At 68.8% G+C, this 25569-nt stretch carries 22 protein-coding genes; 12 read left to right on the top strand and 10 right to left on the bottom strand.

All coding sequences use genetic code 11. The features are described 5' to 3' along the window. From HPS01S_RS20465 to HPS01S_RS20415, 11 genes are all read left to right on the top strand, one after another. On the top strand, positions 1 to 747 hold a 747-nt coding region (locus tag HPS01S_RS20465; protein ID WP_066160697.1), incomplete at its 5' end, for a polysaccharide deacetylase family protein. 10 nt (positions 748 to 757) lie between these two features. Beyond that, a complete protein-coding gene (gene uraD, locus HPS01S_RS20460; protein ID WP_066160686.1) occupies positions 758 to 2533 on the top strand; it encodes a 2-oxo-4-hydroxy-4-carboxy-5-ureidoimidazoline decarboxylase in 1776 nt (591 codons plus the stop codon). Positions 2534 to 2541: 8 nt separating this feature from the next. Continuing rightward, entirely contained in the window at positions 2542 to 3795 is a 1254-nt protein-coding gene (locus HPS01S_RS20455; RefSeq protein WP_066160682.1) for a M20 family metallopeptidase, read from the top strand. Between the two features lie 67 nt (positions 3796 to 3862). Then, on the top strand, positions 3863 to 6163 hold the full coding sequence (locus tag HPS01S_RS20450; RefSeq protein WP_066160679.1) for an NADP-dependent malic enzyme: 2301 nt from the start codon (positions 3863 to 3865) through the stop codon (positions 6161 to 6163). Between the two features lie 166 nt (positions 6164 to 6329). Beyond that, a complete protein-coding gene (locus HPS01S_RS20445) occupies positions 6330 to 7817 on the top strand; it encodes a nucleobase:cation symporter-2 family protein (protein ID WP_066160676.1) in 1488 nt (495 codons plus the stop codon). Between the two features lie 255 nt (positions 7818 to 8072). Continuing rightward, positions 8073 to 9104 (top strand): ABC transporter substrate-binding protein, encoded by a 1032-nt coding sequence (locus tag HPS01S_RS20440; RefSeq protein ID WP_066160673.1) that lies wholly within the window; start codon positions 8073 to 8075, stop codon positions 9102 to 9104. Then, positions 9104 to 9940 (top strand): ABC transporter ATP-binding protein, encoded by an 837-nt coding sequence (locus tag HPS01S_RS20435; protein ID WP_066160670.1) that lies wholly within the window; start codon positions 9104 to 9106, stop codon positions 9938 to 9940. The genes HPS01S_RS20440 and HPS01S_RS20435 overlap by 1 nt, the downstream gene beginning before the upstream one ends. Before the next feature lie 10 nt (positions 9941 to 9950). Further along, on the top strand, positions 9951 to 10715 hold the full coding sequence (locus HPS01S_RS20430) for an ABC transporter permease (protein WP_066160667.1): 765 nt from the start codon (positions 9951 to 9953) through the stop codon (positions 10713 to 10715). Continuing rightward, complete coding sequence (locus tag HPS01S_RS20425; RefSeq protein WP_066160662.1) at positions 10715 to 11188, top strand: nucleoside deaminase; 474 nt, start codon at positions 10715 to 10717, stop codon at positions 11186 to 11188. Before HPS01S_RS20430 ends, HPS01S_RS20425 begins: the two co-directional genes overlap by 1 nt. A gap of 107 nt (positions 11189 to 11295) precedes the next feature. Then, positions 11296 to 12126, top strand: coding sequence for an urease accessory protein UreD (locus tag HPS01S_RS20420; protein WP_066160660.1), 831 nt, complete (start codon positions 11296 to 11298; stop codon positions 12124 to 12126). A 129-nt stretch (positions 12127 to 12255) separates the two neighbouring features. Further along, positions 12256 to 13941 (top strand): response regulator, encoded by a 1686-nt coding sequence (locus tag HPS01S_RS20415; protein ID WP_066160657.1) that lies wholly within the window; start codon positions 12256 to 12258, stop codon positions 13939 to 13941. Positions 13942 to 13971: 30 nt separating this feature from the next. Here the strand turns inward: HPS01S_RS20415 and urtE are convergent, their stop codons facing one another. The 8 genes from urtE to HPS01S_RS20375 form a co-directional block, all read right to left on the bottom strand. Further along, complete coding sequence (gene urtE, locus HPS01S_RS20410; RefSeq protein ID WP_066160654.1) at positions 13972 to 14670, bottom strand: urea ABC transporter ATP-binding subunit UrtE; 699 nt, start codon at positions 14668 to 14670, stop codon at positions 13972 to 13974. A 10-nt stretch (positions 14671 to 14680) separates the two neighbouring features. Continuing rightward, positions 14681 to 15556: an urea ABC transporter ATP-binding protein UrtD gene (gene urtD, locus HPS01S_RS20405; RefSeq protein WP_066160650.1), complete on the bottom strand. Its 876-nt coding sequence runs from the start codon at positions 15554 to 15556 to the stop codon at positions 14681 to 14683. Beyond that, positions 15553 to 16662 carry an urea ABC transporter permease subunit UrtC gene (gene urtC, locus HPS01S_RS20400; RefSeq protein WP_066160646.1) on the bottom strand — a complete coding sequence of 370 codons (1110 nt, stop codon included), beginning with the start codon at positions 16660 to 16662 and terminating at the stop codon, positions 15553 to 15555. The genes urtD and urtC overlap by 4 nt, the downstream gene beginning before the upstream one ends. 118 nt (positions 16663 to 16780) lie before the next feature. Further along, complete coding sequence (gene urtB, locus HPS01S_RS20395; protein ID WP_066160644.1) at positions 16781 to 18370, bottom strand: urea ABC transporter permease subunit UrtB; 1590 nt, start codon at positions 18368 to 18370, stop codon at positions 16781 to 16783. A gap of 12 nt (positions 18371 to 18382) precedes the next feature. Continuing rightward, positions 18383 to 19660, bottom strand: a complete 1278-nt coding sequence (gene urtA / locus HPS01S_RS20390) for an urea ABC transporter substrate-binding protein (RefSeq protein WP_066160641.1) — start codon at positions 19658 to 19660, stop codon at positions 18383 to 18385. A gap of 143 nt (positions 19661 to 19803) precedes the next feature. Further along, entirely contained in the window at positions 19804 to 20262 is a 459-nt protein-coding gene (locus HPS01S_RS20385; RefSeq protein ID WP_066160639.1) for a DUF3237 domain-containing protein, read from the bottom strand. Then, positions 20219 to 21115 (bottom strand): alpha/beta fold hydrolase, encoded by an 897-nt coding sequence (locus HPS01S_RS20380; RefSeq protein ID WP_066160634.1) that lies wholly within the window; start codon positions 21113 to 21115, stop codon positions 20219 to 20221. Before HPS01S_RS20380 ends, HPS01S_RS20385 begins: the two co-directional genes overlap by 44 nt. Positions 21116 to 21132: 17 nt before the next feature. Then, the gene (locus tag HPS01S_RS20375; RefSeq protein ID WP_066160631.1) at positions 21133 to 22128 is read right to left on the bottom strand and encodes a Bug family tripartite tricarboxylate transporter substrate binding protein; all 996 of its coding nucleotides are present in this window, start codon (positions 22126 to 22128) and stop codon (positions 21133 to 21135) included. Between the two features lie 100 nt (positions 22129 to 22228). Here HPS01S_RS20375 and HPS01S_RS20370 point away from each other — a divergent pair, with 100 nt between their 5' ends. After that, entirely contained in the window at positions 22229 to 23170 is a 942-nt protein-coding gene (locus tag HPS01S_RS20370; protein WP_066160629.1) for a LysR family transcriptional regulator, read from the top strand. On the opposite strand, the gene HPS01S_RS20365 is transcribed toward HPS01S_RS20370, so the two are convergent. Then, positions 23137 to 24102 (bottom strand): DMT family transporter, encoded by a 966-nt coding sequence (locus HPS01S_RS20365; protein WP_066160695.1) that lies wholly within the window; start codon positions 24100 to 24102, stop codon positions 23137 to 23139. The two genes, HPS01S_RS20370 and HPS01S_RS20365, sit on opposite strands and share 34 nt — an antisense overlap. Next, positions 24096 to 25568 carry an aldehyde dehydrogenase (NADP(+)) gene (locus HPS01S_RS20360; RefSeq protein WP_066160626.1) on the bottom strand — a complete coding sequence of 491 codons (1473 nt, stop codon included), beginning with the start codon at positions 25566 to 25568 and terminating at the stop codon, positions 24096 to 24098. The genes HPS01S_RS20365 and HPS01S_RS20360 overlap by 7 nt, the downstream gene beginning before the upstream one ends. Position 25569: the final 1 nt, after the last annotated feature.

Here is a 25569-nt window from a genome sequence, read left to right as displayed (position 1 = left end):
CCCCGCCATATCAGCATGGAAGGCATCTACGAGTACGGCTCGCGCGCGGGCGTCTGGCGCATCCTGCGCGAGTTTGAGAAGCGCGGCCTGCCGCTGACCGTGTTCGGCGTATCGACCGCCCTGCAGAAGCACCCGGAGCTGACCGCGGCGTTCAGGGAACTCGGCTACGACATCGCCTGCCACGGTCTCAAGTGGATCCACTACCAGAACGTGGACGAGGCCACCGAGCGCGCCCACATGGCCGAGGCGATGCAGATCATCGAAGGGCTCACGGGCGAGCGCCCGCTGGGCTGGTACACCGGCCGCGACAGCCCCAACACGCGCCGCCTGGTGGCCGACTTCGGTGGCTTCGAATACGACAGCGACTACTACGGCGAGGACCTGCCGTTCTGGATGAAGGTGCGCAAGACCGACGGAACGGACGCGCACCAGCTCATCGTGCCCTACACCCTCGACTGCAACGACATGCGCTTCGCACTGCCGCAGGGCTATTCGCACGCCGACCCGTTCTTCCAGTACATGAAGGACACCTTCGACGCGCTCTATGCCGAAGGCGACCCCGACGGCCTGGACCGGCCCAAGATGATGAGCATCGGCATGCACTGCCGCCTGCTCGGCCGGCCCGGCCGCATCACCGCGCTGCAGCGCTTCCTGGACCACATCCAGTCGCACGACCAGGTGTGGGTGGCGCGCCGGCTGGACATCGCGAGGCACTGGAAGGCCACGCACCCGCTGAACCCTGCCTGAGGTCACCCCCATGCCCCTGACCCTGGACCAACTCAACGCCGCGCCCCTGCCCGAGGCGCGGCAGATGCTCGACGGCCTGTACGAGCATTCGCCCTGGATCGCCGAGCGCGCCCTGGCGCAGCGCCCGTTCGTGTCGCTGGCGCAGCTCAAGCACGCGATGACGCGCGTGCTCGACGAGGCCGGCGTGGAGCCGCAGCTGGCCCTGATCCGCGCCCACCCGGAACTGGCCGGCAAGGCCATGGTGAGCAAGACGCTGACGGCCGAGTCGACCAACGAGCAGACCAAGGCGGGTCTCACGAACTGCACGCCGGAAGAGTTCGCGCACATCCAGCAGCTCAACGCCGACTACAACGCGCGCTTTGGCTTCCCCTTCATCCTGGCGGTGCGCGGCCCGCGGGGCACCGGCCTCACCAAGGCACAGATCATCGAGGCCTTCGAGCGCCGCGTGCACGGCCACCCGGACTTCGAACGGCAGGAGTGCCTGCGCAACATCCACCGCATCGCCGAGATCCGGCTGAACGACAAGTTCGGCTTCGAGCCGGTGGACGGTCAGTTGGTGTGGGACTGGCAGGAGAAGCTGGCGCAGCACAGCGACCCGGGCTATGCCGAGAAGGGCCAGCTGACCGTCACCTACCTCACCGACGCGCACCGCGCCTGCGCCCAGCGCATCAGCCACTGGATGAAGGACTGCGGTTTCGACGAGATCGAGATCGACGCCGTGGGCAACGTGGTCGGCCGCTACCACCCGGCCACGCCCGGTGCGAAATACCTGCTGACGGGTTCCCACTACGACACCGTGCGCAACGGCGGCAAGTACGACGGGCGACTGGGCATCTTCGTGCCGATGGCCTGCGTGCAGAAGCTGCACGCGGCCGGCCAGCGCCTGCCCTTCGGCATCGAGGTCGTGGGCTTCGCGGAAGAAGAAGGCCAGCGCTACAAGGCCACCTTCCTCGGCTCGGGCGCGCTCACCGGCCACTTCGACCCCGCCTGGCTGGACCAGAAGGACGCCGATGGCATCACCATGCGCGAGGCCATGCAGCACGCCGGCCTGTGCATCGACGACATCCCTAGGCTGCAGCGTGACCCGGCGCAGTACCTGGGCTTCATCGAGGTGCACATCGAGCAGGGGCCGGTCCTCAACGAGCTGAACCTGCCGCTGGGCATCGTGACCAGCATCAACGGCAGCGTGCGCTATCTCGGCGAGGTTCTGGGCATGGCCAGCCACGCCGGCACCACGCCCATGGACCGCCGCCGCGACGCCGCCGCTGCGGTGGCCGAACTGATCCTCTACGCCGAGCAGCGCGCCGCGCAGGATGGTGACTCGGTCGCCACCGTGGGCATGCTGCAGGTGCCGAATGGTTCCATCAACGTGGTGCCCGGCGCCTGCCGGTTCAGCCTGGACATGCGTGCACCGACCAATGCGCAACGCGATGCGCTGGCGCAGGACGTGCTGGCGAAGCTGGGCGAGATCTGCACACGCCGCGGCCTGCGCCACTCGCTGGAAGAAACCATGCGCGCCGCCGCAGCGCCCAGCGCCCCCGCATGGCAGGCGCGCTGGGAGGCCGCCGCCACCGCGCTGGGCGTGCCGCTGCACCGCATGCCCAGCGGCGCGGGTCACGACGCCATGAAGCTGCACGAGGTGATGCCGCAGGCCATGCTGTTCGTGCGTGGCGAGAACAGCGGCATCAGCCACAACCCGCTCGAATCCAGCACCGCCGACGACATGGACCTGGCCGTCAAGGCCTTCGACCACGTGCTGCACCAACTGACCACCGAATCCCACTGAAAGCCGCCATGACCACCGCCCAACAGCAACTCGACGCCTGGATCGACGCCCACTTCGACGAGGAAGTGAAGTTCCTGCAGGAACTCATCCGCGTGCCCACCGACACGCCCCCGGGCAACAACGCGCCGCACGCCGAGCGCACCGCCGAACTGCTCGCCGCGATGGGCCTGACCGCCGAGAAGCACGCCGTGCCCGAGGCCGAGGTCAAGGCCGCCGGGCTGGAAACCATCACCAACCTGATCGTGCGCCGCCGCTTCGGCGACGGCGGTCAGACCATCGCGCTCAACGCCCACGGCGACGTGGTGCCGCCCGGTGAGGGCTGGACGCGCGACCCCTATGGCGGCGAGATCGCGGACGGCAAGATCTACGGCCGCGCCGCCGCGGTGAGCAAGTGCGACATCGCCAACTTCACCTTCGCGATCCGTGCGCTGGAAGCGCTGGGTGCGCCCCTGAAGGGTGGCGTGGAACTGCACGTGACCTACGACGAGGAATACGGCGGCGAGGTCGGCCCGGGCTGGCTGCTGGAGAAGGGCCTGACCAAGCCCGACCTGATGATCGCCGCCGGCTTCAGCTACCAGGTGGTGGTGGCGCACAACGGCTGCCTGCAGCTGGAGGTCACCGTGCACGGCGACATGGCGCACGCGGCCATCCCCGACAGCGGCACCGACGCGCTGCAGGGCGCGGTGCACATCCTGAACGCGCTGTACGCCCTGAACGCCGACTACCTGAAGGTGCGCTCGGGCGTTGAAGGCATCACCCACCCCTACCTCAACGTCGGCCTGATCCAGGGCGGCACCAACACCAACGTGATCCCCGGCAAGGTGGTGATCAAGCTGGACCGCCGCATGATTCCCGAGGAAGACCCGGCCGAGGTCGAGGCTGCGCTGCGCCGCACCATCGCCGAGGCCGCCGCCCGCTACCAGCCCCCGCGCGGCGGGCGCGCCATCAGCGTGGATGTCAAGCGCATCCTGCTGGCGCGCGCGCTCAAGCCCCTGCCGGGCAACAAACCTCTGGTCGAGGCCCTCCAGAAACACGGCAGCGAGCTGTTCGGCGAACCCATCCCCGCCGTCGGCACGCCGCTCTATACCGACGTGCGCATCTACGGCGAACACGGCATCCCGGGCGTGATCTACGGCGCCGGCCCCCGCACGGTGCGCGAGTCGAACGCCAAACGGGCCGACGAGAACCTGGTGCTGGAAGACCTGCGCCGCGCCACCAAGGTGGTGGCTCGCACCTTGCTGGACCTGTTGAAGTCCGCATGAACGCGCCCCCCACCCCGTGACACAATGACCGCCCGCCCCGCCGGGCGGTTCGCACTCTGGAGACCTCATGACCCCCGCCGAACAAGCCCTGCGCGACGCCGCGCTCGAATACCACCGCTCGCCCAACAAGGGCAAGATCGCCGTCGTCCCGACCAAACCGCTGTCCAACCAGCGCGACCTGTCGCTGGCCTATTCGCCGGGCGTGGCCTTTCCCTGCCTGGCCATCGAGGCCGAGCCGGCCCTGGCCTCGGAGTACACCAGCCGCGGCAACCTGGTGGGCGTGATCACCAACGGCACCGCCGTGCTGGGCCTGGGCGACATCGGCCCGCTGGCCTCCAAACCGGTGATGGAGGGCAAGGGCTGCCTGTTCAAGAAGTTCGCCGGCATCGACGTGTTCGACATCGAGCTGGCCGAGCGCGACCCGGACAAGCTGGTCGACATCATCGCGGCGCTGGAGCCCACGCTGGGGGGGGTGAACCTGGAAGACATCAAGGCGCCCGAGTGCTTCTACATCGAGCGCAAGCTGCGCGACCGCATGAAGATCCCGGTCTTCCACGACGACCAGCACGGCACGGCCATCATCTCCAGCGCGGCGCTGATCAACGGCCTGGAACTGGTCAAGAAGGACATCGGCGCGGTCAAGGTCGCGGTCAGCGGCGCGGGTGCGGCGGCCATCGCCTGCCTGGACCTGATGGTCAACCTGGGCGTGAACATCGAGAACATCCTGGTCTGTGACTCCAAGGGCGTGATCCAGACCGAACGCGACGACGCCAAGGCCGGCAAGCTGGACGAGTCCAAGCAGCGTTACTGCCGCACCTCGTCGGCGCGCACCCTGGCCGACGCCATGAACGGCGCCGACGTGTTCCTGGGCTGCTCGGCGGCGGGCGTGGTGGACGCCGACATGGTCAAGAGCATGGGCCGCCAGCCCATCATCCTGGCGCTGGCCAACCCCGAGCCCGAGATCCGCCCCGAGGTGGCCAAGGCCGCGCGGCCGGACTGCATCATCGCCACCGGCCGTTCGGACTACCCGAACCAGGTCAACAACGTGCTGTGCTTCCCTTACATCTTCCGTGGCGCGCTGGACTGCGGCGCCACCAAGATCACGGAAGAAATGAAGATGGCCTGCGTGCGCCAGATCGCCGACCTGACCAAGGCCGAGACCAGCGACGAAGTGGCCGCCGCCTACGCCGGGCAGGACCTGGCGTTCGGCCCCGACTACATCATCCCCAAGGCTTTCGATACGCGCCTGATCCTCAAGATCGCGCCGGCCGTGGCCCAGGCCGCCGCCGACTCGGGCGTTGCGACCCGCCCGATCACCGACATGGACGCCTACCGGCAGTCGCTCTCGCGCTTCGTGACGCAGACCGGCATCCTGATGCGCCCGATCTTCAACGCCGCCAAGGCCCTGCCCGCGAACAAGAAGCGCGTGGCCTACGCCGACGGCGAGGACGAGCGCGCGCTGCGCGCCGCGCAGATGGCGATCGACGACGGCCTGGCCACGCCGATCCTGATCGGCCGCCCGGCCGTGATCGAGGCGCGCATCCAGAAGGCGGGCCTGCGCATCCGTCTGGGTGTGGACGTGGAGAACGTCAACCCCGAAGGCGACCCGCGTTTCCGCCAGTACTGGGAGCACTACCACGGCCTGATGAAGCGCAATGGCGCCACGCCCGAGGTGGCCAAGGCCGCGGTGCGCCGCTCCAACACCATCATCGGTTCGCTGATGCTCTCGCTGGGCGATGCGGATGCGCTGATCTGCGGCCTGGTCGGCACCTACGCCACCCACCTGGAGCGCATCGACGCCATCCTGGGCAAGGCGCCCGGCGTGAACAACTACGCCGCGGTCAACGCGCTGATGACGGCCAGCGGCCCACTGTTCATCGCCGACACCTACGTCAACGAAGACCCGACGGCCGAGCAGCTGGCCGAGATCGCCTGGATGGCGGCGCAGCAGGTGCAGCGCTTCGGCCTGCCGCCCAAGGTGGCCTTCCTCTCGCACTCGAGCTTCGGCTCCAGCAAGCGCGCCTCCGCGAAAAAGATGCGCGCCGCGCGCGACCTGTTCGTGGCCCAGCACCCGGGCATCGAGTGCGACGGCGAGCTGCACGGCGACGCCGCGCTGCAACCCGAGATCCGCCAGGCCTACCTGGGCGACTCCACGCTCAGCGGCTCGGCCAACCTGCTGGTCTGCCCCAACGTGGACGCCGCCAACATCCTCTACAACGTGCTCAAGACCACCGCCAGCGGCGGCGTGACCGTGGGCCCGGTGCTGACCGGCGTGGCCCGCCCCGCCTACATCCTGACGCCGGCCGCCACCGTGCGCCGCGTGCTCAACATGACGGCCCTGGCCGCAGCGGCCAGCCCGCGCGGCTGAGCGGCCACCCGCCCGGCACACAGGGACGCTCCGGCGTCCCTTTTTTTGTGCCCGCGGCCCGGACGCCACCCGTCGGCCAGCGCCGCTCACGAGGGTTTCCCCGATGTCTTCGCCAGATACGGGTACACATAATGTGTATACAGTTTTGCATGCAAAAGGAGATGCCATGTCAACAACGGTGCACCCCGTGGACGAACAACTGCCCGGCAGCAAGCTGACCGCGCTGGGCCTGCAACATGTGCTGGTGATGTACGCGGGCGCGGTCGCGGTTCCGCTGATCGTCGGCCGGGCCCTCAAGCTCAGCCCGCAGGAGGTGGCCATGCTGATCTCGGCCGACCTGTTCTGCTGCGGCATCGCCACGCTGATCCAGGCGCTGGGCGTCACGCAGTGGTTCGGCATCAAGCTGCCCGTGATGATGGGCGTGACCTTCGCCGCCGTCGGCCCCATGGTGGCCATCGCCAACACCACCCCCGGCACCGACGGCGCGCGCATGCTGTTCGGCGCCATCATCGGCGCGGGGGTCATCTCCATCGTGATCGCGCCGATGGTCAGCCGCCTGCTGCGCTTCTTTCCGCCGGTGGTCACCGGCACCATCATCGCCGTCATCGGCATCAACCTGATGCGCGTGGGCATCAACTGGATCTTCGGCAACCCGGTGGGCCCCACCGCGCCGTCGGTGGTGCCGCCGGAGCACAGCGAGTGGCTGAGCACGCTGCGCAGCGCCGCGGCCGCCGGCACCCCCGGCTACCCGCCTGTGCCGCAGGGCCTGACCCTGGCACCCACCGAGCCCAACCCGCGCTACGCCGCCCTGCCGGGCATCGCGGTGTCGGCCGTGGTGCTGGCCACCATCCTGCTGGTGGCCCGGTTTGCCAAAGGCTTCCTGGCCAACATCTCGGTGCTGATCGGCATCGTGGTCGGCGGGGTCATGGCGACGATGATGGGCATGATGCATTTCGACAAGGTCGGCCAGGCCAAGTGGGTGGACGTGGTGCTGCCCTTCCACTTCGGCATCCCCATCTTCGACCCGGTCATGGTGCTGACCATGACGCTGGTGATGATCGTGGTGATGATCGAATCCACCGGCATGTTCCTGGCCCTGGGCGAGATGACGGACCGCAAGATCGACCAGCCGGCGCTGGCCCGCGGTCTGCGCACCGACGGCCTGGGCACCCTCATCGGCGGCATCTTCAACACCTTCCCCTACACCAGCTTCTCGCAGAACGTGGGCCTGGTCGCGGTCACCGGCGTCAAGAGCCGCTTCGTCTGCGTGGCCGCCGGCGTCATCCTGCTGGTGCTGGGCCTGCTGCCCAAGATGGCGGCGCTGGTGGAGTCGCTGCCCACCGTGGTGCTGGGCGGTGCGGGTCTGGTGATGTTCGGCATGGTGGCGGCCACCGGCATCCGCATCCTGGGTGGCGTGGACTTCAAGACCCAGCGCAACAACGCCCTGATCGTGGCGATTTCCATCGGCGTGGGCATGATCCCGCTGATCGCGCCCAAGTACTCGCAGTGGATGCCGCACGCCATCCACCCGCTGATCGAGTCGGGCATCCTGCTGGCCTCGATCAGTGCCGTGCTGCTGAACCTGTTCTTCAACGGCGGCAAGGCCGATGAAGCCGCCGCCATCCACGCGGCGAAACAGGCCGAGGCGCACTGAACCAGGCCCCACGCTCCAGCGCTGGATTCACGTCCCCCAAGCTCCGCAGGGGCCCCACACGGGGCCCCTTTTTTGTGCACGCCGCACCAACACAGGGTTAGTCAGGATGACGCCTCCAGCGGGAGCCCCAAGAATCTGTATACACCTTCTGTGTTCAATGCACAGGCTGCGCCCGCGCCTGGCATCGAAATTGCTGACCCGCTTTCAGCACCCTTCCGCATCCCTGAGCGCCCCACCCCGACGGAGACCCTCGCCATGAACAAACGCCACCTTCTCAAGCTCACCGCCGCCCTGGCCGCCGCAGCCGCCTTCGGCAGCGCCTCCGCCCAGACGCCCATCAAGTTCCAGCTCGACTGGCGCTTCGAAGGCCCCGCCGCGCTGTTCCTGCAGTCGGAGGCCAAGGGCTACTACAAGGCCGCCGGCCTGAACGTCACCATCGACGCCGGCAACGGCTCCGGCGGCACCGTCACCCGAGTGGCCTCGGGCACCTACGACATGGGTTTTGCCGACATGGCCGCGCTGATGGAATTCCACGCCAACAACCCGGACGCGCCCAACAAGCCGGTGGCCGTGATGATGGTCTACAACAACACGCCCGCCGCGGTGCTGGCGCTCAAGAAGAGCGGCATCACCAAGCCCTCCGACCTCAATGGCAAGAAGCTCGGCGCCCCGGTGTTCGACGCCGGCCGCAAGGCCTTCCCGATCTTCCAGAAGGCCAACGGCGTCGGCAATGTGGCCTGGACCTCGATGGACCCGCCGCTGCGCGAAACCATGCTGGTGCGCGGCGACATCGACGCCATCACCGGCTTCTCCTTCACCTCGCTGCTCAACCTGGAAGCGCGCGGTGTGAAGACCGAGGACGTGGTCATCCTGCCCTATGCCGACCATGGCGTGAAGCTGTACGGCAACGTGGTGATCGCCAGCCCCAAGCTGATCAAGGAGAACCCGGCCGCGGTCAAGGCATTCCTCGCGGCCTTCGCCAAGGGCGCCAAGGAAGTCATGGCCAACCCGGCCGCCACCATCGAGACCGTCAAGGCACGCGACGGCATCATCAACGTGGCCCTGGAAACCCGCCGCCTGCAGCTGGCGGTGGACTCGGTGATCGCCAGTCCCGATGCGCGCAAGGAAGGCTTCGGCCAGATCGTGCCCGGCCGCATGGCGCTGATGGCCTCGCAGGTGTCCGACGCCTACGGCACCAAGAACCGCGTCGACGTGGCGCAGGTGTGGAACGGTTCCATGCTGCCGTCGGCGGCCGAACTCAACGTGCTGCCCCCGGCCAAGAAGTGATGCCCGCTGCGCCCTCCGGGGCCGACCAGGCCTTCGTCCACTTCGACGGGGTCTGGCTGGCCTACAACGACGACCTGCTGGCGAAGAACATCTTCGCCGTCGAGGACATCAACCTGAAGGTGCGGCAAGGCGAGTTCATCGCCATCGTCGGGCCTTCGGGCTGTGGCAAGTCCACCTTCATGAAGCTCACCACCGGGCTGAAGATGCCCAGCATGGGCAAGATCACCATCGACGGCCAGCCCGTCAACGGCCCGCTGAAAATTTCGGGCATGGCCTTCCAGGCGCCGAGCCTGCTGCCTTGGCGCACGACGCTGGACAACGTGCTGCTGCCGCTGGAGATCGTCGAACCCTTCCGGCACCAGTTCAAGGACCGGCGCAAGGAGTTCGAGGAGCGGGCGAAGAAGCTGCTGGCCAGCGTGGGCCTGGGCGGCATGGAAAAGAAGTTTCCGTGGGAACTCTCGGGTGGCATGCAGCAGCGCGCCAGCATCTGCCGCGCGCTCATTCACGAGCCCAAGATGCTGCTGCTGGACGAGCCCTTTGGCGCGCTCGACGCCTTCACCCGCGAAGAGCTCTGGTGCACGCTGCGCGACCTGTGGGAAGCGCAGCAGTTCAACGTCATCCTGGTCACGCACGACCTGCGCGAGAGCGTGTTCCTGGCCGACACGGTGTACTGCATGAGCAAAAGCCCGGGCCGCTTCGTGGTGCAGCGCGAGATCCCGATCCCGCGCACGCGCGACCTGGAAGTGACCTACACGCCCGAGTTCACCGACATCGTGCACGAGCTGCGCGGCCACATTGGAGCCATGCGAAAAGCAGGCGCCGCGATCAACCAGTGAAAGCCATCGCATGAACAAGAAACAGATGGAGCGCTGGTCGCCTTTTCTGCTGCTGGTCGCGATCATCGTGATCTGGGAAGTGATCTGCAGCGGCTTCCAGGTCTCGGAGTTCATCTTCCCCAGCCCCTCGCGCATCTGGGAACAGACGGTGGAGTTCAAGGAGGTGATCCTGGGCCACGCCTGGCGCACCTTCTGGGTCACCATGGCCGGGTTCGCCATCGCCATCGTGGTGGGCGTGCTGCTCGGCTTCCTGATCGGTTCGTCGCGCATCGCCTACGCGGCGGTCTATCCGCTGATGACGGCCTTCAACGCCCTGCCCAAGGCGGCCTTCGTGCCCATCCTGGTGGTGTGGTTCGGCATCGGCGCGGGGCCGGCCATCCTCACGGCCTTCCTCATCAGCTTCTTCCCCATCATGGTCAACATCGCCACCGGCCTGGCCACGCTGGAGCCCGAGCTGGAAGACGTGCTGCGGGTGCTCGGTGCCCGGCGCTGGGACGTGCTGGTCAAGGTGGGCCTGCCACGCTCCATGCCCTACTTCTACGGCTCGCTCAAGGTCGCCATCACGCTCGCCTTCGTCGGTACCACGGTGTCGGAGATGACCGCCGCCAACGAAGGCATCGGCTACCTGCTGATCTCGGCCGGCAGCTCGATGCAGATGGGCCTGGCGTTCAGCGGCCTGCTGGTGGTCGGCATCATGGCCATGGTGATGTACGAGCTGTTCAGCTTCATCGAGAAGCACACCACCGGCTGGGCCCACAGAGGATCGCAAGGCTGATGAACGACGACCAGATCGCGCGGCACCTGCGCCGCGCCAACGACGTGGCCCTGCGCGCGATGCAGATGGGCCGCCACCCCTTCGGTGCGCTGCTGGTGGCGCCCGACGGCGAGACGGTGCTGGCCGAGCAGGGCAACATCGACACCGTGCACCACGCCGAGGCCACGCTGGCGCGCACGGCCTCGCTCAACTACCCGGCCGGCTTCCTCTCGGGCTGCACCCTGGTGACCACCTTCGAGCCCTGCGCCATGTGCGCCGGCACCGTCTACTGGGCCAACATCGGCCGCATCGTCTACGGCGCCAGCGAAGAGGCCCTGCTCGCGCTCACCGGCAACCACGCCGAGAACCCCACGCTCGCCCTGCCCTGCCGCGAGCTGATCGCGCGCGGGCAGAAAGCCATCGAGGTCATCGGCCCGATCCCGGCGCTGGAAGCCGAGATGGTGGCGCCGCACCGCGACTTCTGGAAGAAATAACGCCCCCACGCTCCACCGCTGCGCGGGTCGCTGCCCCCCAGGGGGGCTGTTTCGCCTTGGGGCGGCCCGGCGGCGAAACCCGCTGAAGCACCGCCTACACTCGCCCGATGCCCTGGCACGCCCGTCTTTCCCTCGACTACCAGCGACAAGGTGAACGCACCGTCCTGCAGCACTCGCACGACGGCCCGCTGCGCATCTTCAAGAGCCTCTACCCCGAGGGCGACGCGGTCTGCCACAACGTGATCGTGCACCCGCCGGGCGGTCTGGTCGGCGGGGACGTGCTGGACATCGGCGTGCAGGTCGGCGCCGGCGCCCATGCCCTGGTCAGCACCCCGGGCGCCACCCGCTTCTACGCCAGCGACGAGGCCTTCGCCACACAACAGGTGCGGCTGCAGCTGGACGCGGGCGCGCGGCTGGAGTGGCTGCCGCTGGAAACCATTGCCTACCCCGGCTGCCGGGCCGACAACCGCTGGAGTGCCACCCTGGCCGAGGGCGCCGAGTTGATGGCCTGGGACGTCACCGCGCTGGGCCTGCCCGGTGCGGCCCAGCCCTACGAGCAGGGCGAGTTCCGGCAGCGGCTGGAGATTCCCGGCTGCTGGCTGGAGCAGGCGCGCATCGCCGCGCACGACCGGCGCCTGCTGGACTCACCCCTCGGTCTGGGCGGCCACCGCTGCCTGGGCACGCTGGTGTTCGCCACCGGCAGCCCGCTGGCACGCGAGCGGCGCGAGCACCTGCTGGAGGTGGCGCGCGAAGCCCTGCAACAAGCCCCGGCCGGGGTGGTGGCCGGCACCACCTGCCCCAACGACCGGGTGCTGGAGGTGCGGGCCGTGGCGCCGCTGGTCGAGCCGCTGATGGCTGGCCTGCAGGCCGTCTGGGCGGCGCTGCGCCCGGCGGCCTGGGGCCTGCCGGGCGACGCCCCCCGCATCTGGCGGGTCTGATCCTCCGTCGAACTGCCCGGGTTTTGCGGCGTTGTTCGGCCGATCGGGCCTGGGCCTGCCTGCACAGAATCGGGGCAGGATCCACCACGACCATCACCATCCCGGCCGCGCCTCCCGCACCCGTCCACCATGTCCGCCCCGCTCCATGACGCCAAAGCGCTCGTCATCGACGGCAACCCGCTGTCGCGGTCGATCATCGTCGGGCAGCTGCGGGACGCCGGCGTGGGAACCATCGTGCAGTGCCCGCGCGTCGCGGACGCCCGCACCAAGCTGGAGACCTGGCCCTTCGACGTCGTGATCTGCGAGCAGTATTTCGACCGCGAGGCCACCACCGGGCAGGAACTGCTGGACGACCTGCGCCGCAACCAGCTGCTGCCGTTCTACACGGTGTTCGTGATGGTGACGTCCGAAGCCTCGTACAGCAAGGTGGCGGAGGCCGCCGAATCGGCCCTGGACGCCTACCTGCTCAAACCCCACACGGCCGCGGGCCTGGTGGAGCGCATCGTGCAGGCGCGCGACCGCAAGGACGCGCTCCGGCACATCTTCACCGCCATCGACGAACAGCGGTTCGACGAGGCCGCGCAGATGTGCAAGGCGCACTTCGAGCAGCGCAAGCCCTACTACCTCTACGCGGCCCGCATCGGGGCCGAGCTGATGCTGCGCGGCGGCCACCTGCACGAGGCCGAGATGTTCTACGAGGCCGTCATCGCGGCCAAGACGCTGCCCTGGGCCAGGCTGGGCGTGGCCCGTGCGCAGGTCGAGGGCGGCTTCCAGCAGCGCGCCGTGACCACGCTGGAGAGCCTGATCGAGACCGACCCGGGCTACACCGACGCCTACGACATCATGGGCCGCGCCCAGTTCGAGCTGGGCAACTTCCAGGCCGCGCTCGCCACCTTCAAGCGCTCCACCATGCTCACGCCCTCGTCGGTCAACCGGCTGCTCAAGCACGGCATGATGGCCTGGTACGCCGGCGAACGCGAGGAAGGGATCGAGATGCTCGACCGCGCTACCCGCCTCGGCCTGGACTCCAAGCTCTACGACCCCCAGGCCCTGGTGCTGCTCGCGTTCGCCCGCCTGGACAACGCCGAACACAAGGGCCTGCAGCGCTGCCGCGAGCAGATGGAACGCATCCGTGACCGGTACCCCGACAACCCGCGCCCGCTGCGGCTGCTGGAGGTGATCGAGGCGCTGGTCGCGATCCAGGACTACCAGACCGCGCAGGCGCTGGACGACGTGCGGCGCATGGCCAAGACCATCCACCAGCCGGCGTTCGATGTCGAGTCGGCCTGCAACCTGCTGGCGCTGATGACGCGGCTGGCGATGCGCTCGATCCAGCTCTACGAAGTCGACGCCGCGGTGGACACCATGGCGCTGCGCTTCTGCACCAGCAGGGCGCTCACCGAGCTGCTGGTCTGCGCCGCCACGGGCCGCCAGGACTTCATCAACCGCGTGCGCAGCGGCCACGCCCACATCCTCAAGCAGACCGAAGAGGCCATGTCCCTGAGCCTCAAGGGCGATCCGCAGGCCGCGGTGGTCAAGCTGCTGAACGACGGTGAGCAGACGCTCAACGCCAAGATCATCGAGTCGGCCCACCTGGTGCTGCAGCGCTACGAGGCGCGCATCCCCGACCACGAGGAACTGCACCAGAAGGCGCAGGCCATGCGCGAGCGCTACCGCACCACCGACATCCACGCCGGCCTGGGCGAACAGGCGCACACCGGCCGTGCGGCGGGCGGCATGTCCCTGTCGTCGGGCTACAAGCCGCCCCAGAAGAACGAAGGCCTGCTGGCCAACGTGAACGCTGTCGGGGCCTGACGATCCGGCGCAGCGGCGGAGCGTGGGGGCCTAGATCGCCACCAGCTGACGGATGTTCTTCGCCTGCATCTCGCTGCCAGGACCGCTGGCGATCACCTCGCCGCGCTCCATCACCACGTACCGGTCGGCCAGTTCTTCGGCGAAGTCGTAGTACTGCTCCACCAGCACGATGGCCATGTTGCCGCGGTCGGCCAGCATGCGGATGACCTTGCCGATGTCCTTGATGATGTTCGGCTGGATGCCCTCGGTAGGTTCATCGAGAACCAGCAGCTTGGGGCCCGCGGCCAGCGCACGCGCAATCGCCAGCTGCTGCTGCTGCCCGCCCGAGAGGTCGCCGCCGCGCCGTCCCAGCATCTGCTTGAGCACCGGGAACAGCTCGAACAGCTCGGCCGGGATGGGCGTGCCGCCGGATTTGTAGGCCAGCCCCATCTGCAAGTTCTCCTGCACCGTCAGGCGGCCGAAGATCTCGCGTCCCTGGGGCACGAAGCCGATGCCGGCACGGGCCCGTTCGTAGGGCGTGGCCTTGTCGATGGCCTTGCCGTCGAAGGTGATGGCGCCGCTCTTGATCGGCACCAGGCCCATGAGCGATTTGAGCAGCGTGGTCTTGCCCACGCCGTTGCGGCCCAGCACCACCGTCACCTGGCCCAGCTCGGCCGTGAGGCTGACGTTGCGCAGGATGTGGCTGCCACCGTAGTACTGGTTGACGTCCTTGACTTCGAGAAGGCTCATGGCGGGTTCCTCAGCGGCCCAAATAGACTTCGATCACGCGCTCGTCGGCTTGCACCTCGTCGAGCGTGCCCTCGGCCAGCACCGAGCCGTCGCACAGCACCGTGACCTTCTCGGAGATGGCGCGGATGAAGCTCATGTCGTGCTCCACCACCATCAGCGAGTGTTTGCCCTTGAGCGAGAGGAACAGCTCCGCCGTGCGCGCGGTCTCCTCGTCGGTCATGCCGGCCACCGGTTCGTCCAGCAGCAGCAGCCTGGGGTCCTGCATCAGCAGCATGCCGATCTCCAGCCACTGCTTCTGGCCGTGGCTGAGCAGGCCGGCCTGTCGGCGCGCGCTGTCGGCCAGGTGGATGGTGCCCAGCACTTCGGCGAGGCGGTCCTTCTCCTCGCCCGTGAGCGAGAACACCATGCTGTGGCCCACCCGCTTGTCGGTGGCCAGCGCGAGTTCGAGGTTCTCGAACACGGAAAGCTGTTCGAACACCGTGGGCTTCTGGAACTTGCGGCCGATGCCCAGTGCGGCGATCTCGGGTTCACGGTAGCGCAGCAGGTCGATGGTGCTGCCGAAGAACACCGTCCCGCTGTCGGGCCGGGTCTTGCCGGTGATGATGTCCATCATCGTGGTCTTGCCGGCGCCGTTGGGGCCGATGATGCAGCGCAGCTCGCCGGGCGCGATGTCCAGGTTCAGGCCGTTGATGGCCTTGAAGCCGTCGAAGGACACGTGCACGTCTTCGAGGTAGAGGATGCGTCCGTGCGTGGTGTCCACCTCGCCCGCCTTCGCAACGCGGCCATACCCCGCGCTGCGGCCGCCCGATTCGGTCTGTCCTTGCAAGGCCGCGGTGTGCAGTTTCTCGTAGCGCTGCGCGCCCGCTTCCATCAGATCCGGCGTCATGCCTTGCCTCCCCGCAGCTTCTTCACCAGCCCCACCACGCCCTGCGGCATCCACAGCGTCACCGCGATGAACAGCACGCCCAGGAAGTAGAGCCAGAACTCGGGGAAGGCCACGGTCAGCCAGCTCTTGGCGCCGTTGACCAGGAAGGCACCGACGATGGGGCCGACCAGGGTGGCGCGGCCACCGACCGCCGTCCACACCGCAATCTCGATGCTGGCCGCGGTGCTCATCTCGCCCGGGTTGATGATGCCCACCTGCGGCACATAGAGCGCCCCGGCAATGCCGCACATCACGGCCGAGATGGTCCAGATGGTGAGCTTGTAGGGCAGCGGGTTGTAGCCACAGAACATGACGCGGCTCTCGGCGTCGCGGATGGCCTGCAGCACGCGGCCGAACTTGCTGGCCACCAGCCAGCGCGCGAACACATAAAAGCCCAGCAGCGTCAGGCCGGTGATGACGAACAGCGTCATGCGCATCTCCTGCGTGGCAATCGGCATGCCGAGGATGCGCTTGAAATCGGTGAAGCCGTTGTTGCCGCCCATGCCGGTCTCGTTGCGGAAGAACAGCAGCAGCGCGGCGAAGGTCAGGGCCTGCGTGATGATGGAGAAGTACACGCCCTTGATGCGCGAGCGGAAGGCGAAGTAGCCGAACACGAAGGCCACCAGGCCCGGCACCAGCACGATCAGCAGCAGCGTGGCGATGAAGCTGTCGGACAGCGCCCAGTGCCAGGGCAGTTCCTTCCAGTCCAGGAACACCATGAAGTCCGGCAGGTCGCTGCCGTAGTTGCCGTCGCGGCCGATCTGTCGCATCAGGTACATGCCCATCACGTAGCCGCCGAGCGCGAAGAACAGGCCGTGGCCCAGCGAGAGGATGCCGGTGTAGCCCCAGATCAGGTCCATGGCCAGCGCGCAGATGGCGTAGCACATGATCTTGCCCAGCAGGCCGACCATGTAGTCCGAGAGGTGGAACGCGCTGTCCTCGGGCACCCACAGGTTGAGCGCGGGCGCCACGGCGCAGACCACCAGCAGCGCGACCATCACGCCGCTGAAGGCCCCGCGCGTGAGCAGCGGGCCGGGGGCAGGAAGATATACAGAAGCAGCGGTCATAGAGGGCTAGCCTCGCGAACGAAGTGAATGGTCGAGAGCGCCGTGGAACCGGCTTTGCCGGGCCGCAGGCGCTGCCCCTTGAGGGGCGGAGCGAAGCGATGGGGGTGGGCCATGTTCTTCATGCCTCGCGACCCTTGAATGCAAAGATGCCTTGCGGACGTTTCTGAATGAAGACGATGATGAAAACGAGCACCGCGATCTTGGCCAGCACGGCGCCGGCCCAGCCTTCGAGGAACTTGTTCAGCAGGCCCAGGCCCAGCGCCGCGTAGACCGTGCCGGCCAGCTGGCCCACGCCACCCAGCACCACCACCATGAAGCTGTCGACGATGTAGCTCTGGCCCAGGTCGGGGCCGACGTTGCCGATCTGGCTCAGCGCGCAGCCGGCCAGGCCCGCGATGCCTGAACCCAGGGCAAACGCATAGGTGTCGATGCGCGCGGTGTTCACGCCCATGCAGGATGCGATCGGGCGGTTCTGCGTCACGCCGCGCACGAACAGGCCCAGGCGCGTTTTCGAGATCAGCAGCGTCACACCGATCAGCACCGCGGCCGCGAAGGCGATGATGAGGATGCGGTTCCAGGGCAGCGTGAGGTTGCCCAGCAGCGTGACGCTGCCGCTCATCCAGCTCGGGTTTTCCACACCCACGTTCTGCGCGCCGAACAGGCTGCGCACGCCCTGCATCAGCACCAGCGAAATGCCCCAGGTGGCCAGCAGCGTCTCCAGCGGCCGGCCATAGAGAAAGCGGATCACGCTGCGCTCCATGGCCGCGCCCACCAGGGCCGAGGCGGTGAAGGCCACCGGCATGGCGGCCAGCAGGTACCAGTCGAACCAGTCGGGCAGCGCGCTCTTGAAGAAGGCCTGCACCAGCCAGGTGGCGTAGGCGCCGATCATGATCAGCTCGCCGTGGGCCATGTTGATCACGCCCATCAGGCCGTAGGTGATGGCCAGGCCCAGCGCGGCCAGCAGCAGGATGCTGCCCAGGCTGATGCCGGTGAAGGCCTGCGAGAGGCCGCTGCTGATCGCCAGCGAGCGGTCGAGCGCGGACATCGCGGCGCCCAACGCAGTCTTGACCGTGGCGCTCTCCTCGGCCTCCAGCCGGGCGGCCAGCAGGGGCTTGAGCGCCGGGTCGCCCATGCCGCCCAGCGCCTGCGCGGCGGCCAGGCGCTGCGCCTCGTCGTCGCTGGCCAGCTGCAGGGCGGCGCGCGCCCGCTCCAGGCTGGTGCGCGCCTTCGCATCGAGGGCGGTGTTCGCCAGGGCCTTGTCCACCAGGGGCAGCTGCGCGGCGTCGGGTTCGTCGAACGCAGCCTTCTGCAGCAGTTCCGCGGCAGCCTGCTGGGCGGGCGCATCGCTGCCGAACAGGTCGCGCACCGACAGCGCGGCTTCGAGTGCGCCGCGCAGCCGGTTGTTGACCATGGAATCTTCGGCCTCGTCGGCCAGGGTGACCGCGGCGCCGGTCACGGCGTCGGTCGCACTGCCGTCGTCGGCAATCAGCAGCACCTGCTCACCCTGCACCTTGACCGCGCCGTTGCCCAGCGCCTGCAGCAGCGCGAGCGTGCGCTCGTCGGGTTTGGCCGCCAGCCGGTTGATGGCGGCGATGCGGTCGTCGCTGTCGCCCACGGCCAGCGCCAGGGCGTCGGCCGGGGTGAGGGCATGGGCACTGGCTGCGCCGATCAGGCACAACAACGCAAGAAAGAAACGCAGCCAGCGCATCAGGACCCCCGCTTACTTCTTCTCGGGAACGTTCTTCTTGCCCTTGTTCTCGGCGATGTAGTCGCTCCACGGATCGGCCACGACCGGACCCGGGGTCTTCCACACCACGTTGAACTGGCCGTCGGCCTTCACTTCGCCGATGAACACCGGCTTGTGCAGGTGGTGGTTTTCCTTGTCCATCGTGCTGGTGAAGCCGCCCGGTGCCTTGAAGGTCTGGCCGGCCATGGCGGCGATGACCTTGTCGGTGTCGGTGGACTTGGCCTTCTCGACGGCCTGCGCCCACATGTTGATGCCGATGTAGGTGGCTTCCATCGGGTCGTTGGTCAGCGGCTTGTCCTTGTGGCCGGCGATGTTCTTGGCCTTGGCGTACGCGCTCCACTTCTTCACGAACTCGGCGTTGGCCGGGTTCTTGATGCTCATGAAGTAGTTCCAGGCGGCCAGGTGGCCCACCAGCGGCTTGGTGTCGACACCGCGCAGCTCTTCTTCACCCACCGAGAAGGCCACCACGGGCACATCCTTGGCGGACAGGCCGGCGTTGCCGAGTTCCTTGTAGAACGGCACGTTGGAGTCGCCGTTGATGGTGGAGACCACGGCCGTCTTCTTGCCGGCGGACGCGAACTTCTTGATGTTGGCAATGATGGTCTGGTAGTCGGAGTGACCGAAGGGGGTGTACTCCTCCATGATGTCCTCGTCCTTCACGCCCTTGGACTTCAGGAAGGCGCGCAGGATCTTGTTGGTGGTGCGCGGGTACACGTAGTCGGTGCCCAGCAGCACCCAGCGCTTGGCCGAGCCACCGTCCTTGCTCATCAGGTACTCCACCGCGGGGATGGCCTGCTGGTTGGGCGCGGCGCCGGTGTAGAACACGTTCTTGGACAGCTCCTCGCCTTCGTACTGCACCGGGTAGAACAGCAGGCTGTTCTTCTCTTCGAACACCGGCAGCACCGACTTGCGCGAGACCGAGGTCCAGCAGCCGAACACGGCGGCCACCTTGTCCTGGTCGATCAGCTGCTTGGCCTTTTCGGCGAACAGCGGCCAGTTGGACGCCGGGTCCACCACCACGGGCTCGAGCTTCTTGCCCAGCACGCCGCCCTTGGCGTTGATCTCGTCGATGGTCATCAGGGCCACGTCCTTGAGCACGGTCTCCGAAATCGCCATCGTGCCCGAGAGGCTGTGCAGGATGCCGACCTTGATGGTGTCGGCGGCGTGGGCCGTAAGGCCGAAGGCGCCCAGGGCGGTCGCGACCGTCAGGGCTTTGAGGGTGAATCGACGCGAGTTCTGACGTTGTTGCATGGCGCTTCTCCAGGGTTCAAAAACATCCGTTGGTGGGTCTGACTTTCGCCACCGCCAAGGCCTCGAAGGGCTTTGTGGTGGTGTCGGACGGATGCTAGGGAAGACCCTGAAAAGCGTCTGTACGCCGGGTGGCGTACGCGGGCTCAGGCCAGTTCGTACACGCGGATGCACACCGCCGCACGCGCCGGGCGCAGGCTGTGCAGGGTGCCCACGAAGACGCGGCGGTTGAGCCAGTCGTGCGGCCCGGCGGGCGCGCTGAGCTGCAGCACGCTGCGCGCGTAGCGCCCGGGGGTGGCGCTCTCGTCGATGAGCACGCGGTTGCGCACGGTGATGACGGCGCCGTCGTCGGTCTGCAGTTCGTACAGCGCATCCAGCTCCTTCACGCCGTCGGCGCGCAGCAGCTGGCGGTCGGCGCCGCCAGGCAGCACGGTGCCGCGCAGGCGCGGGCCTTCGAAGCGGCCGCCCAGGATGGGCACGATGAAGCGCTCGCCCCGCGGGCCATGGCCCAGGCTCTGGCGCTCACCGATGTCGACCTGCGCCTCCCAGGCGATGCGGGCCTCAGGCGCGGGCGGTGCTGCGAGGGTGGGCGAACGGGTGGGCATGGCGGTCCAGGAAGTGAAGCACGTGGGCGTTGAAGGCGGCCGGATTGTCGCGCGAGGTGCCGTGGCCCGCTCCATTGATCAGCGCCCGCTCGGCCTGCGGCATGGCGGCGCAGACGTTGCGGAAGATCTCGGCGTGGATGGGCGGCGTGCGTTCACCCGCCATCAGCAGCACCGGCATCGGCAGCGCGGCCAGCCGCTCGGGCGGCAGCCAGGGGAACTCGTCGCTGGAGAGCGCCAGCGTCTTCATGGCGCCGATGTTCTGCAGCCGCCGCTGCATGGCCTCGGGCGTGAGCGTGGCCATGCCCTGGCCGTTGATGCCGCCGGTCATGATGCGCGCGCCGGCCTCGTCGTCGCCGCGGCGGAAGGCCGCGTTGGCGGGTTCGATGACCTCGGTGCGAAAACGCGCCTCGGCCTCGCGGCCGGCCGCGCTGTGCTGCGCGTACTTCATCATGGGCGGCTCGGACAGCGCCAGCGCCACGCAGCGCTGCGGGTGCTGCAGGGCCAGGGCCAGCGCCACGAAGGAACCGTAGGAACTGCCGACCAAGATGGCGCGCTCCCAGCCCAGGTGGTCCAGCAGTCCGAGCAGGTCCTCGGCCTCCTGCAGCGCCGAGTGGTCCGGCGAGGCCATGGTGTTGCGGTTCGGGTGGTTGTAGCGGCGGCTGTAGCGCGCGCAGCGAAAGCGCGCCGTGAAGGCCGGCCACTGTGGGTCCCAGGAGCGCCAGTCGCCCATCACGCCGTGGATGAACACCAGCGGGTGGCCCTGCCCGGCCACGTCGTGGGCCAGTTCCACGCCGCTGGGCAGGCGCGCCACGCGCAGGGTGGTGGGGGCCTCGGGGCTTGCGGTGTCGGTCATGCGGATCGGGCTCCGGTTCAGGTGGGGGTGATGCCCAGCTTCTTCACCAGCTGGGCGGTGCGCGTCTTCTCGGCGCGCAGCATGCCGACCACCGCCTCGCGGCTGGCGTAGCGCGCCGGCGGGTACATGCCCAGGCCCTCGAGCTTGCTCTTGATGGCGGACTGGTTGCGCGCCTGTGCCCAGAAGGCGGCCAGCGCGTCGACCACCGGCGCGGGCGTGGCGGCGGGTGCGAACAGCACGATCCAGCCCAGGTACTCGAAGTCCGGCAGCGCCTCGTGCACCGAGGGCACCTCGGGCAGCGCGCCCATGCGCTCGTGCGAGGTGACGGCGATGGCCTTGAGCCTGCCGGACTTGATGTGCGGCATGGCCACGTTGGGCGCGGTGAACATGAGCTGGATCTGGCCGGCCAGCAGGTCGTTGACGGCCGGGCCGTCGCCCTTGTAGGGCACGTGCGTCAGGTCGACCCCGGCGCGGGTCGCAAAGGACTCGCTGCACAGCTGGCCCGATGAACCGTTGCCGCCCGAGCCGTAGTTGAGCGCGCCGGGCTTGGCCTTGGCGTGGGCGATGAGCTCGGCCAGGTTGTTGGCCGGTACCGAGGGGTGCACCACCAGCACAAAAGCGCCCGCGCCCAGCATGGTGATCGGGGTGAAATCCTTGTCGGCGTCGTAGTCGAGCTTGGCGATCAGGTGGGGCGCCACGACGATGGCACCGGGCGCGCCGATCAGCAGGGTGTGGCCGTCGGCCGGGGCCTTGGCGGCCATGCCAGCGGCGATGGTGCCGGTGGCGCCGGGCTTGTTGTCCACCACGAAGGGCTGCCCCAGCGCGGGCGAGGCGGCGTCGCTGAAGGCGCGGCCCATGAAGTCGGCCGGGCCGCCCGGGGCGGCGCCCACCAGCACGCGCACCGGCTTGCTGGGAAAGGCCTGCGCGAACGCGGCGGGCAGGGGCAGCGCGATACCAGCGGCGCTGGCGCCCAGCCACTGCAGGGTCTGGCGGCGGTTGGGGGTGGAAGGCATGCGGTGTCTCCGTTGTGGTTGTGATGAGGGCGCATGCTAGGTCGCCCCGCCATAAGCAACCAATAAAATTTGTGGCCCTTCAATCAGCAATCCGAATCACATGACGCTGCGCTCCTCGGTGGTGCTCAACCGCCTGCTGGCCAAGGTGCGGGTGCGCCACCTGCAGGCCCTGGCCCGGCTGGCCGAGCTGGGCAATGTGAACCGCGCGGCCCAGGCCATGGGCATGACGCAGCCAGCCGTGACGCTGCTGCTGGCCGACCTGGAGCGGCTCATGGAAGCGCCGCTGTTCGTGCGCCACGCGCGCGGCGTCACGCCCACGCCGCTGGCGCGCGAGCTGCTGCCGCTGGTGCGCCAGATGCTGGGCCGGCTGGAGGAAAGCGCCGAGCTGGTGGCCAGCCGGCTCGACCACCAGCAGGGCACGGTGCGCGTGGCCACCACCGCCGCTGGCGCCAACGGCCTGCTGGCGCAGGTGCTGCCGGGTTTCCTGGCGGCGCAGCCGCAGGTGCAGGTGCTGGTGAACGAGGTGGACATCCTGGCGGTGTCGGCCTCCATCGACACCGGCTCGGCCGACCTGGTGTTCTGCCGCCAGCCCGCCGTGGTGCCGCAGGGCTGGCGCTTCGAGCCTTGCCAGGACGACCGTTTCGTGGTGGCCTGTGGCCTGCAGCACCCGCTGGCGCGGCGCAAGCGGCTGGCGCTGGCCGATCTGGAACACGCCACCTGGCTGCCCAACGCCATGGGCAGCGCCGCGCGCGACCGCTACGAACAGCTGCTGCAGCAGCAGGGCTGGCCGCCACGCACCTGCCAGATCGTCACCCGCATCTCGCCCCTGACCTGGACCCTGCTGGACACCCAGCCCCTGCTGGCGCTGGTGCCCTACAGCGTGGTGCGGCCCTGGGTGGAGCGCGGTCAGCTGAAGCTGCTGCCGGTGCCGCTGGACCTGCCCTTCGAGCCGCTGGGCGTGCTGCGGCCCGTTGAAGGCCTGGGGCCGGCGGGGGAGCGGCTGGTGGCTTATGTGCTGGAGGAAACGGGCCGGGGCGCCTGAGCCTCCGTCGTCACCAGCCAGATCCCCCCGCACACCATCACCAGCGCGGCCAGGTTGCGCCACTCCAGCACCGCCTCACCGAGGAACAGGGCCGAGAGCAGCGCGCCGAACACCGGGATCAGGAAGTTGAACACCGTCACCTGGCCGACGCGGTTGTGCTTGAGCAGCGCGGCCCAGAGCGTGAACGCCACAGCCGACAGCACGGCCATGTAGCCCAGCAGGGCCAGCGAGCCGGCGCTCCAGCCGCGGATGTCGCCGCCACCGGCCAGACCACCGAGCAGCAGCACCAGCCCGCCGATGCCCAGCTGCCAGCCGGTCATCACCATCGGGTCGATGCGCTGCGACAGGCGCTTGCCGTAGATGCTGGCGGCCGAGAGCACGAAGGCGGCGATGACGATGAAGCCTTCGCCCAGCAGGGTGAATTCCGCGTCCAGCCCCTGCGTGCCGCGCAGGTTGACCACCATCACGCCCGCGAAGCCCACCGCGCAGCCCAGGGCCTTGCGCCGGCTCAGCCGGTCGTTGGCGTAGAGGAAGTGCGCCAGCAGCACGGAAAAGAAGGTGCCGGTGGCGTTCAGGATGGAGCCCTTCACGCCGGTGGTGTTCGCCAGCCCGACATAGAAGAACACGTACTGCAGCGCCGTCTGCGCCAGCCCCAGCAGGCCCAGCTGGGCCCACTGCACGGGCGCCAGGGCCCAGACGCGCCGGCCCGTCAGCTGCGCCATGACCAGCAGCAGGGCGCCCGCGAGCAGGAAGCGCCAGCCCGCGAACACGAGCTGCGCCGCCGTGTCGCTGCGCGCGATGCCCAGCAGCGCGTAACCGCCCTTGATGGCCGGGTAGGCGCTGCCCCAGAGCAGGCAGCACAGGGTGGCCAGCAGGATGAGGTAACGCGGGCGGCTGAAAACGCTGGTGGGGAGGCCGGTACCGCTCAGCACGGCACGCCGCCGCGCGCCAGCAGCCAGGCCGGTGCATCCTGCAAACACACCGGGCGCAGGAAGCGCTCCAGCGCGGCGTCACCGACCGAGGTGGTCATCGGCGCGGTGCTCGATGGCCAGGGGCCGCCGTGCTGCTGCGCGGCCGTCACGGCGACACCCGTGGGCACGCCCGCGAACAGCACGCGGCCGGCGATCTGCGTGGCGCTGCGCACGATGGCGCGGTTGTCGGCCGTGTCTTCATCGGCCCCCCAGACCGTCACGGTCAGGCTGCCGCCGACGGCGGCGAGCACGGCGTTCACCTCGGCCAGGCTGGCGCAGCGCACGATCAGGCTGCTGGGGCCGAACACCTCTTCGCGCAGTTCGTGGCGCTCGATGAAGCGCTGCGCGCTCACCTGCAGCAGCTGCGGGCCGGGCGCGGGCGCCACGCCCTGGCCCTGCAGCAGCGACCGCGCGCCCGCGTCCATGAAGCCTTTGATGCCGGCGTCGAAGGCCTTGCGCATGCCGGCGGTCAGCATGGGGTGGGGCTGCTGCCTGGCCAGCGCCTCGACCAGTTGCGGGATGAAGGCCTCGGTCTCGGGCCCGTCCACCAGCACCAGCAGGCCGGGGTTGGTGCAGAACTGGCCGCAGCCCAGGGTGATGGAGCCGGCCAGTGTGGTCGCCAGCTCGGCGCCCTTGGCGGCCAGGGCGGCGGGCAGCGCGATCAGCGGGTTGATGGAGCCGAGTTCGCCGTAGAACGGGATGGGGCGCGGGCGCGCGTTGGCCTCGGCCTGCAGCGCGGCGCCGCCGCGGGTGGAGCCGGTGAAGGCGCCGGCGGCGATCAGCGGGTGGCGGATCAGGCCGACACCGACCTCGACGCCTGCGCCCTGCACCAGGCCGATCAGGCCGGCGGGCAGCCCCTGCGCTTTGAGCACGCGCTGGATGATGGCGAACACCTGCTGCGACAGGACCGGGTGACCGGGGTGTGCCTTGACGACCACCGGGCAGCCAGCGGCCAGCGCCGAGGCGGTGTCGCCCCCCAGCACCGAGAAGGCGAACGGGAAGTTGCTGGCCGCGAACATGGCCACCGGGCCCAGCGGCATGCGCTGGCGCACCATGGCCGGGTGCCCGGCGGGCGGGCCACCGGCGACGGCGGGGTCGTCCAGCGATTCGAACGGAACGCCGCGCTGCGCGATGTCGGCGAAGCGGCGCAGCTGGAAGGTGGTGCGGTCGAGTTCACCGTTCAGGCGCACCGGGCCCAGCGCGGTTTCCAGGTCGGCACAGGCGACCAGCTGCTCGCGCTCGGCCTCCAGGCCGTCGGCCAGCGCGCGCAGCAGGGCCGCGCGCTGTTCGCCGCTGCTGCGGGCCCAGTCGCCGAAGGCCGCGTGCGCGTCGGTGGCGGCGCGGTCGATGTCCTGTTCGGTGGACGGGGCCAGGGCGGCGCCGTGGGCTTCGCCGGTGCGGGCGTTGAAGGATTGCAGGGTGCTCATG

Origin of the sequence: Hydrogenophaga pseudoflava NBRC 102511 (assembly GCF_001592285.1) — a bacterium.
In the GTDB taxonomy this organism is placed as follows: domain Bacteria; phylum Pseudomonadota; class Gammaproteobacteria; order Burkholderiales; family Burkholderiaceae_C; genus Hydrogenophaga; species Hydrogenophaga pseudoflava.
Note: the sequence above shows the minus strand (reverse complement) of the source record. Positions and strands in the feature narration are given on the sequence as shown.